At 55.3% G+C, this 17,346-nt stretch carries 16 protein-coding genes; all 16 read right to left on the reverse strand.

What is annotated here, in order from left to right; genetic code table 11:
* Nucleotides 1–28: 28 nt before the first annotated feature.
* The 16 genes from TH468_RS08845 to TH468_RS08920 all read right to left on the reverse strand — a co-directional run bounded on the left by TH468_RS08845 (nt 29) and on the right by TH468_RS08920 (nt 17,346).
* On the reverse strand, nt 29–847 hold the full coding sequence (locus tag TH468_RS08845) for a phosphatidate cytidylyltransferase (protein ID WP_246832271.1): 819 nt from the start codon (nt 845–847) through the stop codon (nt 29–31).
* Nucleotides 834–1,574: an isoprenyl transferase gene (locus TH468_RS08850; RefSeq protein WP_085643360.1), complete on the reverse strand. Its 741-nt coding sequence runs from the start codon at nt 1,572–1,574 to the stop codon at nt 834–836. The genes TH468_RS08845 and TH468_RS08850 overlap by 14 nt, the downstream gene beginning before the upstream one ends.
* A 2-nt stretch (nt 1,575–1,576) precedes the next feature.
* Nucleotides 1,577–2,098, reverse strand: a complete 522-nt coding sequence (gene frr / locus TH468_RS08855) for a ribosome recycling factor (protein ID WP_371268741.1) — start codon at nt 2,096–2,098, stop codon at nt 1,577–1,579.
* 44 nt (nt 2,099–2,142) lie between these two features.
* Complete coding sequence (pyrH, locus tag TH468_RS08860) at nt 2,143–2,874, reverse strand: UMP kinase (RefSeq protein ID WP_085643364.1); 732 nt, start codon at nt 2,872–2,874, stop codon at nt 2,143–2,145.
* Nucleotides 2,875–3,040: 166 nt separating this feature from the next.
* The gene (gene tsf / locus TH468_RS08865) at nt 3,041–3,964 is read right to left on the reverse strand and encodes a translation elongation factor Ts (protein WP_007089432.1); all 924 of its coding nucleotides are present in this window, start codon (nt 3,962–3,964) and stop codon (nt 3,041–3,043) included.
* Between the two features lie 85 nt (nt 3,965–4,049).
* Nucleotides 4,050–4,832 (reverse strand): 30S ribosomal protein S2, encoded by a 783-nt coding sequence (rpsB, locus tag TH468_RS08870; RefSeq protein ID WP_007089431.1) that lies wholly within the window; start codon nt 4,830–4,832, stop codon nt 4,050–4,052.
* A gap of 234 nt (nt 4,833–5,066) precedes the next feature.
* Nucleotides 5,067–8,552 (reverse strand): DNA polymerase III subunit alpha, encoded by a 3,486-nt coding sequence (gene dnaE / locus TH468_RS08875; RefSeq protein WP_085643647.1) that lies wholly within the window; start codon nt 8,550–8,552, stop codon nt 5,067–5,069.
* A 99-nt stretch (nt 8,553–8,651) separates the two neighbouring features.
* A complete protein-coding gene (locus tag TH468_RS08880; protein ID WP_085643366.1) occupies nt 8,652–9,386 on the reverse strand; it encodes an ABC transporter ATP-binding protein in 735 nt (244 codons plus the stop codon).
* A complete protein-coding gene (locus TH468_RS08885) occupies nt 9,379–10,629 on the reverse strand; it encodes a lipoprotein-releasing ABC transporter permease subunit (RefSeq protein WP_085643368.1) in 1,251 nt (416 codons plus the stop codon). Before TH468_RS08885 ends, TH468_RS08880 begins: the two co-directional genes overlap by 8 nt.
* A gap of 88 nt (nt 10,630–10,717) precedes the next feature.
* A complete protein-coding gene (gene proS / locus TH468_RS08890; RefSeq protein WP_085643370.1) occupies nt 10,718–12,037 on the reverse strand; it encodes a proline--tRNA ligase in 1,320 nt (439 codons plus the stop codon).
* Nucleotides 12,038–12,213: 176 nt separating this feature from the next.
* The gene (locus TH468_RS08895) at nt 12,214–12,759 is read right to left on the reverse strand and encodes a hypothetical protein (RefSeq protein WP_246832272.1); all 546 of its coding nucleotides are present in this window, start codon (nt 12,757–12,759) and stop codon (nt 12,214–12,216) included.
* A 440-nt stretch (nt 12,760–13,199) separates the two neighbouring features.
* Nucleotides 13,200–13,439, reverse strand: coding sequence for a DUF1467 family protein (locus TH468_RS08900; protein WP_062948587.1), 240 nt, complete (start codon nt 13,437–13,439; stop codon nt 13,200–13,202).
* 54 nt (nt 13,440–13,493) lie between these two features.
* A complete protein-coding gene (gene mce, locus TH468_RS08905; protein WP_062948584.1) occupies nt 13,494–13,898 on the reverse strand; it encodes a methylmalonyl-CoA epimerase in 405 nt (134 codons plus the stop codon).
* A gap of 110 nt (nt 13,899–14,008) precedes the next feature.
* Nucleotides 14,009–15,685: a ribonuclease J gene (locus TH468_RS08910; protein ID WP_210402235.1), complete on the reverse strand. Its 1,677-nt coding sequence runs from the start codon at nt 15,683–15,685 to the stop codon at nt 14,009–14,011.
* 84 nt (nt 15,686–15,769) lie between these two features.
* Nucleotides 15,770–16,552, reverse strand: coding sequence for a type III pantothenate kinase (locus tag TH468_RS08915; protein ID WP_085643374.1), 783 nt, complete (start codon nt 16,550–16,552; stop codon nt 15,770–15,772).
* Between the two features lie 35 nt (nt 16,553–16,587).
* Nucleotides 16,588–17,346: a biotin--[acetyl-CoA-carboxylase] ligase gene (locus tag TH468_RS08920; protein ID WP_085643377.1), complete on the reverse strand. Its 759-nt coding sequence runs from the start codon at nt 17,344–17,346 to the stop codon at nt 16,588–16,590.

The raw sequence follows: 17,346 nt of genomic DNA on the forward strand, positions 1-17,346 counted from the left end.
GCGGATTTCTGCAACCAGGGAGCTAGCCCTAGCGCAACGACAATCCAATGAAATACACAATAACAAACGCGACAGGAAAAACCGACAACATCCCATCAGCACGGTCAAGCACCCCGCCATGCCCCGGGATCAGGTGGCTGCTGTCCTTGACCTTGAAATGGCGCTTAAGTGCGGATTCTCCAAGATCCCCGATCTGCGCCACAATCGCCAGAACCCCGCTTGCCAGCACGATGGAAACCTGAACGGCATTGCCGCTGAAATAGGTGATCAGCCCGCCGATCAGCATCGCACACAACATGCCGCCAATAAGCCCGGCCCAGGTTTTCTTGGGGCTGAAACGCGGCGCCAGTTTCGGACCGCCAATCGCCTTGCCAAAGGCATAGGCCCCCGTATCGGTCGCCCACACCAGAAAGAACAGCCACATGATCAACAGCAGACCATCCCCATGCATGCTGCGCAGCCAGTGCGCCGCCAGTGCAGCAAGCGAAATATAGATAATGCCAAATGCCGCGAGAAACCGATCATTGCCCGGCCGCAATGCCGCGGTTGCCGCCCCGACCAACACCGCCGGGATGATAAGAAGATATTCTCCGGTTGTCATGAACAGCATCGAAACGGCAAGGGATACCGCGGCAACAACCGAAACCGAATTGACATGTCCCGGAACGCACATCCGCGTCCATTCCCACATCATGCCAACCGAAAACAGAAAAACGAGAATCTCGAAATACGGGGAACCGAACCATACCGCCGCAACCGCGACCGGTGTCATGACCAGCGCAGAAATCACGCGCGGTTTCAATCCTGAATTTGTATCTTCCTGGCGTCGGGCTTCAGATGACTGCACCAAAACGCCGCTCCCGTCCGGCAAAGTTTTCTATCGCTTTTTCAAGATGTTCGCGTCCAAAATCCGGCCAAAGGACGTCATCGAACACAAACTCGGTATAGGCCGACTGCCAAAGCAGGAAATTGCTGATGCGCTGCTCACCACTGGTCCGGATCAGCAGATCCGGATCGGGCATCCCGACCGTCATCAGATGCGCTTCAACCATGCTTTCATCGATGGCATCGGGCTGAATTTCTCCAACCGCGACTTTTTGCGCGATCTGGCGCATGGCATCGGCAATCTCGGCCCGCGCACCATAGCTTAGCGCAATGGTCAGGTTCAAACGGGCATTACCCTGCGTGCGTTCCTCCGCATTGCCCAGAAGCACGCGAATATCATCATCAAAACGGGTCCGATCACCGATGATACGGATACGGACCCCGTTTTTGTGCATGGTCGCCAGTTCACGCTTGATGAACAGGCGAAGCAACCCCATCAGGTCGCTGACTTCACTTTCCGGCCGTTTCCAGTTTTCGGTCGAAAATCCGTAAAGTGTCAGATACTCGATACCGATTTCGGCTGCGGCTTCGACGGTGCGACGCACGGCCTCCACCCCCGAACGATGACCCATCGTGCGGGGCTTTCCGCGCAACTTTGCCCAGCGCCCGTTGCCATCCATAATGATTGCAACATGACGCGGCACAGCTCGCAGATCTGAAGGGTTGGGTTGAGATGCCAGCACCGTCATGATCAGACTTGCATGATTTCCTGTTCTTTATGGGCAAGAACTTCGTCGATCTCGCCGATAACCTTGTCGGTCAGCTTCTGGATCTCTTTTTCCTCGTTATGGAGGTCATCTTTCGAGATCACGCTGTCCTTTTCCCATTTTTTGATCTGGTCGATACCGTCACGGCGGACGTTACGAACCGAAATCTTGGCCTGCTCGGCATATTTGCCGGCAACCTTGGACAGCTCCGCACGACGTTCCTCGTTCAATGCCGGGATCGGCACCCGAACAAGCGTCCCGTCGGCCGCCGGGTTCAGGCCAAGGCCCGAGTCACGGATCGCTTTTTCGACCGATTTAACCATGCTCTTGTCCCAGACCTGTACCGAAAGCATCCGCGATTCCGGAACACTGACAGACGCAACCTGGTTAAGCGGGGTCGGCACGCCGTAGGCTTCAACCATGACCGGTTCTAGAAGACTTGCACTGGCGCGCCCGGTCCGAAGTCCGGTAAATTCCTTGTGCAAAACTTCAACAGCCCCTTCCATACGGCGGGCAAGGTCCTTTTTTAGGCCAGCAACGTCAGACACCTTTAGTCTCCATTCGAAATAATCGTAAACTTACCTTTTGCAGAAACCACATCGGCAAAGGCGCCGGGATTATGCAAAGAAAATACAATAACCGGAATATCATTTTCGCGTGCCAATGAAATAGCCGATGCATCCATGACACGCAAATCTTTGGCAAGAACGTCCATATAGGTCAGGGAATCATAACGTTCCGCGGTCGGGTCGATCTTCGGATCGGCGGTGTAAACGCCGTCAACCTGCGTCCCCTTAAGCAACGCGTCACAGCCCATTTCGACCGCGCGAAGTGCTGCTGCCGTATCGGTGGTAAAGAACGGGTTGCCGGTCCCGGCCGCAAAAATCACCACCCGGCCCTTTTCCATGTGGCGCACCGCACGACGGCGGATATAGGGCTCACAAACCGATGACATCGGAATGGCCGACTGCACACGGGTCTGGACCCCATGCCGCTCAAGCGCGTTCTGAACGGCCAGTGCGTTCATGATGGTTGCCAGCATCCCCATATAGTCCGCCGTGGCACGTTCCATGCCCTGGGAGGCACCCTTGACCCCGCGGAAGATGTTCCCCCCGCCAATCACCATGCAAACCTCGGCACCCATGTCATGAACGGCTTTGATTTCGCTTGCGATCCGGTCAACCGTCTCGGGATCAATCCCGTATTGCTGTTTTCCCAGAAGCCCCTCACCCGAAAGTTTCAGAAGGACACGACGAAATTTCAGTTGGCCGTTTTCTGCCATGTTGGATTGCCTCTTACTGCCGATATTTCAAACTGTCCCGAAACCCGGTTCAGCAAAATTCAGATATAAAAAGACCGGCGAGTAACAGGGCGATTATGCGCTGCCGACCTCGCCGGTCTGGGATCATACACGAAATGGCACTCGACGCACCATTTCGATCAGATGTTTATTTCTTAAGCTGCTCAGCAACTTCTGCAGCAAAGTCTTTTTCTTCGCGCTCGATGCCTTCACCGAGTTCGAAGCGCACAAAGCCCTTAAGGGTGATCGGCTTGCCAGCGTCTTTAGCAGCATTTGCAATCACGTCTTTGACTTTGCTTTCGCCGTCAATCACGAAGGTCTGTTCAACCAGAACGACCTGCTCGTAATATTTACGGATACGACCTTCGATCATCTTTTCGATGATTTCAATCGGGCGGCCCGATTCTTTGGCCTGTTCGGTCAGAACGGATTTCTCGCGCTCGACCAGTTCCGGATCCAGATCGTCAACCGTGGCCGAAGCCGGGTTGGTTGCTGCAATATGCATTGCGATCTGTTTGCCAAGGCCTTCAAGAACGCTCGCATCAGCTTCGGATTCAAGTGCAACCAGAACGCCAATTTTGCCGAGGTTCGGCGCAATCGCGGAATGGATGTAGGAAGCAACAGCGCCCTTCTCGACAGAGATACCAGCCGAACGACGCAGGTTCATGTTTTCGCCGATGGTGGCGATCATGTGGGTAACCTGTTCTTCGACGTTGCGCGACGTACCCGGGAACGGGGTTGCTTTCAGCGCATCGATATCACCATTGGCCGAAACGGCCTGGTTTGCGATTTCTGCGACGAATTTCTGGAAGTCTTCGTTACGCGAAACAAAGTCGGTTTCGGAGTTGAGTTCGACAACGGCACCGGAAGTACCGTTAACAGCAACACCAACCAGACCTTCAGCAGCAACACGGCCTGCTTTCTTGGCAGCAGCAGCAAGACCTTTGGTACGAAGCCAGTCAACGGCAGCTTCAAGATTACCTTCGGTTTCGGACAGCGCCTTTTTGCAATCCATCATGCCAGCGCCGGTGGTTTCGCGAAGCTCTTTAACCAGAGCAGCGGTAATAGCCATTTTTAAAGCCCCTATTACGCGATCAGTGAACACCTAAAGAAACGGCGGCATGCTAGCCGCCGTTTCATCAGGTACAAAGTGAAACTTATGCGGAAGCTGCTTCCTGTGCGGCTTCTTCAACAGCAGCGGCTTCAGCCGGGACTTCTTCGGATTCACCGAGGTCCGCGCCAGAAGCAGTCATTTCCTGCTGGATGCCGTCCAGAACTGCGCCAACGAACAGGTCGCAATACAGCTGGATCGCACGGATCGCATCGTCGTTACCCGGGATCGGGTATGCAACGTTTGCCGGATCCGAGTTGGTGTCCAGAATAGCAACAACCGGAATGTTCAGGTTCTTGGCTTCGTGAACAGCAAGCGCTTCCTTGTTGGTATCGACCACGACGATGATGTCGGGAAGACCACCCATGTCCTTGATCCCGCCAAGCGCGCGTTCAAGCTTGTCGCGCGAACGGGTCAGGTTCAGGATTTCTTTTTTGGTCAGACCTTCAGCACCGGCAGACAGGATTTCTTCCTGTTCTTTCAGGCGTTTGATCGAGTTGGAAACGGTGTTCCAGTTGGTCAGCATACCGCCGAGCCAGCGATGGTTCACATAGTACTGACCGCAACGCTTTGCAGCTTCTGCGATGACCGGCGAAGCCTGACGCTTGGTACCGACGAACAGAACGCGACCACCACCAGCGGTGACGTCACGAACGGCCTGCATCGCACGATGCAGCATCGGAACGGTTTCCTGAAGGTTCAGGATGTGAATGTCGTTGCGTGCGCCAAAGATGAACTGCTTCATCTTCGGGTTCCAACGGCGGGTGTGGTGACCAAAGTGGACGCCAGCTTCCATCAGCTGACGCATGGTAAAGGTTGGCAAAGCCATGATAATTCCTACCCTTTTCCGGTTAATACCTCCGCGGAAGGGAATTTCACGCCATCTTGCGTGAAACACCGGATGGACGAACTTCTGCATAACGCATTATTCGCCACGCTCCCGCGTGCGATGTTCGGGGCGGGTTTTAGCCCCCTACTGCAAAGAATGCAAGCCTTAAAGTACGCTCAAACCGCGCGAAAGTGAACCCGTAACGGCTTCACGATTTTCGCGCGCTCGCACCAATCAGATTTCCTCAGCCAGTTCGACCCCCGGAATGGCCCCGACCGCCCCGATAAGCGACGGTCCGACCTTATAGGTATCTTCAAGCTCGACCTCGGCAATACGGCCATCAGCACAGACCGTCGAAAGACTGACGAGACCGCGCCCTTTCCCTGCTTTTTCAAGCAGTTCTCGGATTTCCACTACCGGATCGGGCCGGTTCAGGCGAATGCGAATGCCCTCTGCCGCACCTGAAACGGCATGTTCAAGGTCTTCGACCTTCTGCCCCTGAATGCGAAGCTGCCCTTCGCGCATTTCGGCCGCCACCACAAGCAATACTGGCCGCCCGGCATTAATGATTTCCTTATAGGCCGCCCATGCCTCGGCCCAGAATGCGACCTCGAAACTGCCGGTCGGATCGGAAAACATCACAAACGCGAATTTCGATCCGTTTTTCTTCGAAATCATTTCACGCGCATTGATCAGCGTCCCGGCAAGCTTGATCGATCCCTTGTTCTGGGCGCGCATACGGGCCGGAAGCTCCTTGATCGGCGCAATACCGATCCGCTGGATGCTTTTGCCAAAGGTATCAAGCGGATGCGCCGACAGGTAAAAACCAATCGCCGAAAATTCCTCGGTCAGTTTTTCCATCGGCACCCAGTCGCGTTCATCGGGCAACCGGATGGCATCCTTGCCAAATCCGGTATCCTCGCCAAACATCGAAATCTGGTCATTGTTGCGCGCCTGCATTTCGCGCTGGGCGACCGCCATCACCCGGTCGACATGCTCGAACATGACCTTGCGGTTTGTCGTCAGGCAATCAAGCGCGCCTGCCCGCACAAGGTTTTCAAGCAACCGTTTATTGACCGCGCGGCTATCGATGCGTGATGCAAAATCGGTCAGGTCCCGGAACTGGCCATTGGCCTCACGCTCCGCAACAAGGCTTTCCATCGCCGCATCACCAACGTTACGCACCGCTGCCAGCGCATAACGGATCTTGCGAACCCCATCATAATTTTCGACCGAAAACGCCACTTGCGAATTATTGATGCAGGGTGGCAGGATTTCGATGCCAAGGCGTTCGACCTCCTGCTTGAAAATCGCCAGTTTTTCGGTGTTGTGCATATCAAGTGTCATCAGCGCGGCCATGAATTCGACCGGATAATTCGCCTTCAGATACGCTGTCTGATACGCCACCAGCGCATAGGCCGCCGCGTGCGATTTGTTAAAGCCATAGGATGCGAACTTGGCGACCTGATCAAAGATGTCGGACGCCTGCCCGCGCGGCACCCCGTTCTTTTCCGCCCCATCAACAAACAGCGACCGCTGCAATTCCATTTCCTCGGCGATCTTTTTACCCATCGCACGACGCAAAAGGTCAGCACCGCCAAGCGAATAGCCCGACATTGTCTGGGCAAGCTGCATGACCTGTTCCTGATAGATCATGATGCCATAGGTTTCTTCGAGGATCGGCTGCAACATCGGATGCATGTAATCCGGTTCTTCCAGACCATGCTTACGTGCGATGTAATGCGGGATATTGTCCATCGGCCCCGGACGATAAAGCGCCACGACAGCGATAATATCTTCGATCGTATCGGGCTTCAGGCCGCGCAAAACGTCCTGCATGCCCTGGGATTCAAGCTGGAACACACCAACCGTCTCGGCCGCCGAAAGCAGCTTGAACGCCACCCGATCATCAAGGGGAATGGCACTGATATCAAAGTCTTGCGGGACATCTTTACGAAGACGCATCAGATTGACGGCCTCGATAATCACCGTCAAAGTCTTAAGTCCAAGGAAGTCGAACTTCACCAGACCGGCATTTTCAACATATTTCATGTTGAACTGGGTCACCGGCATATCGGACCGCGGATCACGATAAAGCGGCACAAGTTCGTCAAGGTCACGGTCGCCGATCACCACCCCGGCGGCGTGGGTTGACGAGTTACGATAAAGCCCCTCGATCTGCATCGCGATGGAAAGCAGCCGGTCAATATCCGGATCTTCGCGCGCAATCCGGCGCAGGTCCGGCTCCATGTCGATGGCTTCCTTAAGCGGGATCGGCTTGGCCGGATCACCCGGAATCATCTTGCAGATTTTATCGACATAGCCATACGGGATGCTCAACACACGGCCAACGTCGCGCACTGCGGCCTTTGCCTGCAACTTACCGAATGTAATGATCTGCGCCACACGGTCATGTCCGTATTTGCGCTGAACATATTCAATCACCTCGCCGCGACGATCCTGACAGAAATCGACGTCAAAGTCGGGCATGGAAACACGTTCCGGGTTCAGGAAGCGTTCAAACAGCAACGAGAAATGCAACGGATCAAGATCGGTAATCAGAAGCGCATAGGCAACAAGCGACCCCGCCCCAGAACCACGCCCCGGCCCCACCGGGATTTCATGATCCTTCGCCCACTGGATAAAGTCCGCAACGATCAGGAAGTAACCCGGAAACCCCATCTGATTGATGATACCAAGCTCGTATTCAAGGCGCTCCCAATAAGGCTTGGCGATTTCTTCCTTCTGTGCGTCCGTCATGTCATCGGTAAAGACATATTTCGCAAGGCGGCCCTTAAGGCCCTCCTCGGACATATGGCGCAGCTCATCGACCTCGGTGCGGCCTTCGCCGCAATCAAACGGCGGCAGGATCGGGTCGATCTTTTCGACATGCCACGAACACCGCTTGGCAATCGCCAGCGTATTGTCGCAGGCCTCGGGAATGTCGGCAAAAAGCTCACGCATCTCGGCAGCGGTTTTAAACCGGTGTTCGGGCGTTAAACGCCACCGGTCTTCCTGCCCCACAACCGCGCCCTGCCCGATGCAGATGAACACATCATGGGCTTCATACATTTCCGCCTTGGGGAAAAAGCAGTCATTGGTCGCGACCATCGGGATATTATGTTCATAGGCCAGCCGGATCAGCCCCGGCTCGACCTTTTCCTCGATCGGCTCGCCATGTCGCTGCAATTCGATATAAAGCCGGTTGCCAAATATCCCCGAAAGCTTGTTCAGGCATTCGGTCGCTGCCTCATGCTGTTCCTCGGCAATCAACCGCGCCAGCGGCCCGGTCGGCCCGCCGGTCAGGCAGATGATGTCGGAACTGTATTTTTCGATATGATCATAAAGCGCCTTGGGCTCACTGCCCGCTTCACTGGTCATATGCGCGCGCGAAACGATCTTCAGAAGGTTGAAATATCCCCGGTCATTCTTCGCAATCAGGACCAGATTGTCCGGGTCCGGTTCACGTGAAATCTTGCCGATCACCGGCTGATCGCCAAACCGTTCCACCCCGATCTGCACGCCAAGAATCGGCTGGATACCCGACCCGCTCATCACCCCCGAAAAATCGAGCGCGCCGAACATGTTGTTGGTATCGGTCATCGCAACTGCGGGCTGGCCATCTGCCTCGCACAGCTTTGCCAGTTCCTTCGTCGTGATGGCACCTTCGGCAAGCGAATAGTTGGTGTGAACACGAAGATGGACGAAACCGTTTTCCATTGCAGAAAATCCCGGACGATGAATGGCAAAGGCAGGAAACCAGCCACCCCGGATCACTCCGGGGCGCGGTGCTCTGCCAACTTAAAGAATTTCGACGGATTACGAAAGAGTATCGGGATCAAGTTCGACCAGATGTCCGTCACGCAGGGTCACAACCCGGTCCATCTGGCGCGCCAGTTCCGGGTTATGGGTCGCAATCAGCGACGCCAGACCGGTTTCCCGAACCAGCGTCATCAGCATCCCGAACACGGTTTCGGCGGTATGCGGGTCAAGGTTGCCGGTCGGCTCGTCTGCAAACAGCACATCGGGTACATTGGCAAGCGCACGCGCAATCGCCACGCGCTGCTGTTCCCCGCCCGAAAGCCGTGCCGGGCGATGTTCGGCCCGTTTTTCAAGCCCAAGACAGCGCAGCAGTTCAAGCCCGCGTTCGGTCGCATCCGACCGCTTCAGGCCATTGATCATCTGCGGAATGACGACATTTTCAATCGCCGAAAATTCCGGCAGCAGATGATGGTACTGATAGACGAACCCGATATGCTTGCGGCGCATTTCGGTGCGCGCCAGATCGGAAAGATCCGTGCTGCGTTTCCCGCCAATCGAAACCATGCCACGATCAGGCTTTTCAAGCAGGCCGGCAATCTGAAGCAGCGTCGATTTACCCGCCCCCGACGGCCCGACAAGGGCCACGATCTCGCCCTGATGGATTTCCAGATCGACGGATTTCAGGATTTCAAGCTGATCGGGGCCCTGATTGAACACCCGATCAACTTTTTCAAGCCGCAACACGACTTTCTGCGACCGTTCCTTCGCGGTTGTCTTGATCATGTCACTCATAACGAAGGGCCTCCACCGGATCGAGGCGCGATGCACGCCACGCCGGATAAACCGTCGCCAGGAACGACAGGGTCAGGGACATCACACAGACCAGAACCACTTCGCTGACATCCATATCGGCCGGAAGCTGCGACAGGAAATAGATTTCCGCATTAAACAGGTCGGTCCCCGTCAGGCTCTGGATGAACTGGCGGATATTTTCGATATTCAGGCAGAATACAACACCAAGGATCAGGCCACTTAACGTGCCGACAACCCCGATCGATGCCCCGGCCAGGAAGAACACCCGCATAATCGACGACCGGGTCGCCCCCATGGTCCGCAGGATCGCGATATCGCGTCCCTTGTCCTTCACCAGCATCACCATGCCCGAAATGATGTTGAATGCCGCCACCAGAATAATCAGCGTCAGGATCAGGAACATCACATTACGTTCGACCTGTAATGCATTGAAAAATCCGGAATTTGACTGCTGCCAATTCACCAGCCGAAGCTGTTCCCCCGACAGGTTCGACAGCAGGTCATTCATGCTTGATGACAGCCGCGACGGGTCTTCAAGCATCACTTCAAAATGGCTGATTTTTTCAGGCAGACGGAAATAAACCTGTGCGGCCTGAAGAGGCATGAAGATAAAACCGCTGTCATATTCGTACATGCCGATATCAAACAGTCCGACCACCTTATAGGCCCGAACACGCGGTACGGATCCGAACGCTGTGACATTGCCCTTGGGCGAGATCAGATTGACATTATCCCCCACCCCGACGCCAAGTTTCATGGCAAGACGCGCGCCCATGATCACGCTATCGTCACCCTTGAAATCATCAAGCGCCCCGAAAACGATGTTATCGGCAATCGTCTTGCGCTTGGCGATGTCTTCGGCACGGACACCGCGCACGATGGCCCCGGTTGACCGGCCGTTATTGGACGCCAGGACCTGCCCTTCGACCACCGGGGTCACAAGGGTCACATTGCCGGTTTCCGCGATCTTCTTTTCAATCGCATCATAATTGGGCAGGCCATCGGGGCTTTGCGCGTAAACCGATATATGCCCGTTCAGTCCCAGAATACGTCCAAGCAATTCGGCCCGGAAACCGTTCATGACCGACATGACGATAATCAGGGTCGCAACGCCCAGCATGATGCCAAGCAGCGAAAAGATGGCGATGACGGAAACAAAGCCCTCTTGCCGACGGGGACGCAGGTAGCGGAAAGCCACCAGACGTTCGAACGGACTGAACATGCGCAAAAGATCCTCGTGGAAGCGTGTCGGAAAGAATTCCGGAAATCAGGACGGGGCAGCCATGGCTGCCCCGTTTGCAAAGTCGTAATCAGGCGCCGATCTGGTTAAGTGCAGCTTCAAGCGTGACTTCCGTCCGCTCACCGGATTTACGGTTTTTAAGTTCGACCACACCGGCTTTAAGTCCTTTCGGGCCAATCACGATCTGCCACGGCAGACCGATCAGGTCCATATCGGCAAACTTGCCGCCCGCGCGAATGTCGCGGTCATCATACAGCACGTCGATACCGGCGTTGTTCAGTTTGGCGTAAACATCTTCGCACGCCGCATCACATTCATCGTCACCCGTACGCAGGTTGATCAGGCCAACCTTGTACGGTGCAACCGATTCAGGCCAGATGATGCCGTTCTCGTCGTGCGATGCCTCGATCAATGCGCCGACAAGGCGCGAAACGCCAATGCCATACGACCCCATCTGAACCGGCACTTCCTTGCCATCCGGGCCAAGAACGGTCGCACCCATCGGTTCGGAATATTTGGTCCCGAAATGGAAGATATGACCAACTTCAATCCCGCGCGTCGCGATCATGTCATCGCCGGAAATCGGGCTGTTGGCCGGATCATGTTTTTCTTCGGTCGCGGCGTAATCTTCAAGCGTCGTCTGGACCCAGTTTTCAAGCCCGGTGCGATCATTCAGATCAACACCCTTGCCGGTCAGGTCCTTGTCCAGCCACTTCTTGTCGCAGAACACTTCGCTTTCGCCGGTTTCCGCCAGAATGATGAATTCATGGCTAAGGTCGCCGCCAATCGGGCCGGTATCAGCCACCATCGGGATTGCCTTCACGCCAAGGCGCGTAAAGGTCCGGCAATAGGCCAGGAAAATCTTGTTATAGGCGTGCCGTGAACTTTCGTAATCGATATCGAACGAATACGCATCCTTCATCAGGAATTCGCGACCGCGCATCACGCCAAAGCGCGGGCGGATCTCGTCGCGGAATTTCCACTGAATGTGATAGAGCATCTGCGGAAGCTGCTTATAGGACCGGACATCCTTGCGGAAGATATCGGTGATCGCTTCCTCGTTGGTCGGGCCAAACAGCATATTGCGATCATGACGGTCGGTAATGCGCAGCATCTCAAGGCCGTAATCCTCGTAACGCCCGCTTTCCTGCCAAAGTTCGGCTGGCTGGATGGTCGGCATCAGCAATTCGTTAAAGCCAATCGCGTCCTGCTCTTCGCGCACGATCTGCTCGATCTTTTTAAGCACGCGATAGCCAAGCGGCAGCCAGGAATAAATCCCCGCCGAAAGCTGACGTACCATACCGGCACGCAGCATCAGTCGATGGGAAGCGATCTGTGCTTCTGCCGGCGTTTCCTTGAGGGTCGGCAGAAAGAACTGGGAAAGACGCATCAATGCCTCGTGATGATCAAAGCTGAAAAATATCAGGTATACAAAAGACCTTGCCCGGAAAATGCGACAGCACAGCCCGAAACGCAAGCCGGAACTTGCTTTATATCGGGAACAGGTGATCTAGCCGACAATCGTGGCAGGTTTGCGAAAACACACGGGCTTTTTCAGGTACAACCTTAACGGAACCCTGCCGCACGGCATGCCGCCGCCAATTCATCCTGTCCTGCCTCGTTGCCAAGCGGGATATCATTGAAATACACCCGCCCGTTGCGGTAGGTGATCCTGCCGATATTGGACTCGCCACTGATCCCGTCCGGCACGGAAATACCGGCATATTCAAAGAAATCAATCGTCACCGGAAATTCGATTTCCTTGGGCAATGCATCCAGGATCGGGCTGCCACCATCCAGATCGGCCGGGGCGACCTTGTTACCATACACATCCACACCGGGCTTGTAGGCTACATCGTCATCGGGCACATGGCTGACCAATTGCTGACAGGCCGATCGCGTCACCGTGACGGTCGGTTTTGCCTCGGCGCCGCTTGCGCCAGCTTGGACATCATTTGCGTCCGGCGCGGCATTTTCCCCCGACACCGGCGCTGGCAAGGGGGAGTCGCTTTGCGCCAAAACGCTGCCCGCCCCGGCAATCATCGCACCAGCAACAAACAGCGAAACCATGAATTTCACAGGATAAATCCCGATTTTCATAGGGCGGGTCATTATAAAACTCTTCATATCGCCGGTCCATCCTATTTATGTGCGGTGCAGCATCGAATCATCTGTGAATATTGGTCAAAACATCTTGCACAAAAGTGAAATATGTGGCTTTTTGATCCTCCGCTAACGGCGCAAGATCGTTGCGGGAGACGTATCGCAGCCGCTCATAAAATTGCGGGAGGCTTTGTTGCCAATAAGCATACAAGAAGCAGGCGCGACGTCGAAATAAAACCTGTGCCAAGTGCCCAGGTCTTAGGAGGAAGCAAAAAAAGATTACGGGAAAACAGCTATAAAAATAGCATCTTAGCAAGATCCTTGTGATCTTGCTTTTTTTTGTCCGCATCCCTGCCCGTCTTCCCTTTCCCGTGATTTTTGTGCAGCCCTGCAAACAAAAACCCCGCAACAAATGTGCGGGGTTTGTTTTTACCGGCCTGCGTCAAAACTCATTGCGGCGGACGGACTTCGATCATGCCACTGGTGATCACGAAATACGCGACCACCCACAAAATTGCCGAAATCAGGCTGGTCGCCAGAACCTTCTTCCACATATGCGGTTTTTGCGGTGCGCCGCTATCGTGGCCGGGCTGTACATTTTCCTCGCGCTTCACGCCAACCGGCAACACCATGAACAGCACCAGCCACCAGATCACGATGTAAACAAGGATCGCGGAAAACCAGTTCATGCTGCACTCTTTTCGTGGTTGCGGAAATAAGGGCCGATACGGCGGGAAAGAAACTTAAACCTGTTCAAGCTCAACAAGCGTCCCATTGAAATCCTTGGGATGCAGGAACAGAACCGGCTTGCCATGCGCCCCGGTTTTGGGCTCCCCCGTGCCCAGCACGCGCGCGCCATTTTTCAAAAGCTGATCGCGCGCGGCCAAAATATCCTCGACCTCATAGCAGACATGATGAATGCCGCCTGATGTATTCTTGTCAAGGAACCCTTGAATGGGCGATCCCTCGCCCAGCGGATAAAGCAATTCGATCTTGGTGTTGGGCAGTTCGACAAATACCACTGTCACCCCATGATCAGGCTCGTCCTGCGGTTCGGAAACCTTCGCACCCAGCACATCGCGGTAAAGCCGGATACCTTCCTCAAGGTCCGGCACCGCAATCGCCACATGGTTCAGCCGTCCAATCATGTTCTACTCCTGCAATGTGATCTGCCCGATCACCGCCAATCTAGGCCGCGCATGACGACAAAGACAACTGCCCATTTGGTCGTATGCGCCGACCCGGATTGCCAAACCGATTAGTTCTTCTCGTTCACCCGCACCAGATGCACCTCGATCAATGGCCGCTTGCCCAGCCGCTGGCGCACCGGGCGACGCAATGCCTGCCGGATCGCAAGGATCACCGCAGCGTCGTCAAGCACCTCGTCATCGTCAAGCTGATCGACCCGGTTGCCAATCTCGGCGGCAAAATGGTCAAGGCGGACATCATCGCCATCCTCGTCAAACAGGCTTGGTGCCGTAATCATCGGTTCACCGACCATCTCGCCAAACTGGTTCAGCACCACGGTCACAAACATCACACCGTTCCAGACGATGCGATTGCGGTTGCGGATGGTATCGGAATCCCGTTTCAGCAACCGCCCGCCATCAAGGCAAAGCACGCCGCTTTCGGCAACGCCAATCACATGCGCACTGCCCGGCGACAGGCGAATGACCGTCCCGTCATGCGGGATCACCTGTTCAGGAATCTGGCATTCCGCGCCAAGGGCTGCCTGTTCGCACAGATGGCGGGTTTCGCCATGCACCGGCACAAGGATTTTGGGGCGGGTCAACTGATACATCCGCGCTAGGTCCTGCCTGCCCGGATGGCCCGAAACATGGATCGGTTCATCACGCGCGGTAATCACGCGGATACCGCGCCTGATCAAAAGGTTCTGGATATAACCGATGGATTTTTCATTGCCCGGAATTTCACGTGCCGAAAATACAACCGTATCGCCCGGATCAAGCTGCACGGTCGGATGGTCCCCTTTGGCAATGCGCGACATCGCCGCCCGCGGTTCGCCCTGCGACCCTGTACAGATCAGCAAAACCTGATCCTTGGGGACCTCCATCGCGTCTTCATCGGTCAGAAGGTTCGGATAGGATGTAAGATAGCCAACCGCGCGTGCGGCTTCGGTCACACGGTTCAATGACCGCCCGGCCAACCCGACACAGCGGTTGTTTTCATGTGCCGCTTCAACAATCGACTGCAACCGCGCAACGTTGGTCGCAAAGCACGCAACCGCAATCCGGCCCTGCGGCGTTTCGGCAAACAGTTTTGACAGGTTCTTGGCTACATCGCCTTCCGATCCGGCTTTGCCTTCGGAAAAGACGTTGGTGGAATCACAAATCAGCGCCATGACCCCTTCATCGCCAAGCGCCTCAAGCTTCTTGACGTCGGATGCCTCGCCAATCTGTGGCTCGGGGTCAAATTTCCAGTCGCCGGTATGCACCACAAGCCCCTTTGGGGTGCGGATCGCAAGCGCATTGGGTTCAAGGATCGAATGGGTCATGGTGACGAATTCGATGTCAAACGGCCCCTTTTTGAACCGTCCGCCAAGCTCGATCACATGGATCGGCACCTGATCGGCAAAATCGGTTTCCGCCAGTTTGGCCTTCAGGAACTCGGCGGCAAACGGGGTGGCATAGATCGGGCATTTCAGTCGCGGCCAAAGATATGGCACCGCGCCAAGGTGATCCTCATGCGCATGCGTCAGAACAAGGCCAAGAAGTTTGTCTTTGCGTTCCTCGATAAAGGACGGATCGGGCATGACAACGTCGACACCGGGCAAACCTTCCTCGCCAAAGGAAACGCCCATATCAACCATCAGCCACTGATCGTCATATCCGTACAAATTGAGGTTCATGCCAATTTCGCCAGATCCCCCCAGCGGCACAAACAGCAATTCGTCTTTAGGCAAATACAAATCCACGGATGATCACCCTTGTCTTTCAGCGGTGAGAAACACGATCACGGGGCGCACCCGCGTCACTTCACAGTCAATGTCGGTAACAGTCTAGTTCGATTTTTCGCTGTTGCGGCGATAAATCATCAAAAGCCCCAGCATCGTCAGGTCGCCATGCAGATGTTCGATCTCGTCAACCGCCTTGGTAAACAGTGGCGCCAGCCCGCCGGTCGCGACAACTTTCATGTTATCAACGCCCTGCTGCTTGCGAATGCGCGCCAGAAGTCCTTCGATCATCGCGACATAGCCCCAGTAAACCCCGGACTGCATCGCCTCAATCGTATTCTTGCCAATCACGTTGCGCGGTGCCTCGATCGCGACCATCGGCAACTGGGCCGCTGCCATATGCAGCGCTTTGATCGAAAGGTTCACGCCTGGCGCAATCACACCGCCAAGGTAATTGCCTTCTTCATCAATCACGTCAAACGTGGTTGCCGTTCCGAAATCAAGCACCACAAGCGGCCCGCCAAAAAGCTTGTGGGCGGCAACCGCATTGACCAGTCGGTCGGCCCCCACCTCGCTTGGCCGGTCCATGATGATCTTCATATCCAGATCAACTGCCGGATCGCCCACCACCATCGGCTCGACATTGAAATAACGCCGGCACAGGGTTTTAAGGCTGAATTCGGCTGCCGGAACCACAGTTGCAATGATCGCCCCCGTAATCGCATCTTTTGGCACATCCGACAGGGTAAACAGATGATGCAGCCATACGCCAAGTTCATCTGCCGTGCGTTCAACCGTCGTTGAACAGCGCCACTGCCCCTTGATCGTATCGCCGTCAAACACCGCGAAAACGATGTTGGTATTCCCGGCATCAATCGCCAGCAACATGATGTTTCGTCTCCCCGTTATCGTCCCGTGTTTATTTATGCTTTAAAGAACACTTCGCCAGCCCCGACGCGATGCTCGGTTCCGCCTGCTTCTCTTAGAACAAGTGATCCATCATCATCAAGCCCGACAAACGTCCCCTCAAGCGTTCTTTCGGTCAGGCGCGCCACAACCGGCGCCCCAATACCATATGCTCGCGTCAGCCACGCCTCACGCACCGGGGCAAAGCCCTGCGCCTCCCAGACCGGTAACCAGCTTGCCACCCGCCCGACATAGGCTGAAATCAGTTCGCCCACCGAAACCGGCGCGCCAAGGGCTGAAAGCGACGTCGCCGGGCGTTCGGAATCATCGGGATAAAACGCAACATTCACCCCGGCCCCGATCACCAGATAATCGGTTTCCGAACCGTTGTTCGATGCGCTTTCCAGAAGAATACCCGAAATCTTGCGGCCATTGACCATCAGGTCATTGGGCCATTTGCAATCCGGTCTGACACGGTTGCCTGTGATCAGCTCTATCGCCTCGGCCAGGGCAACCGCAATCAGGAATGTCAGTTTCGCCGCTTCAAAAAGCGTGCAGTCCGGACGCAGTAAAAGGGAAGAATAAAGATTGCCAACCGGGGATGTCCAAGCGCGGCCGCGCCGTCCCCTGCCCGATGTCTGTTGGCGGGCCCAAATAAGGGCGCCACTTGGGGCGCCCTTATCAGCAAGGCGTTTCGCCTCTTCGTTCGTACTGTCGATCACTTCCAGTTCCTGAAGATAAAAACCTTCAGGAAGCCGGATCGTCGGCTTGGTCAT

This window comes from Thalassospira sp. MCCC 1A03138 (assembly GCF_002115785.1).
Lineage (GTDB): Bacteria > Pseudomonadota > Alphaproteobacteria > Rhodospirillales > Thalassospiraceae > Thalassospira.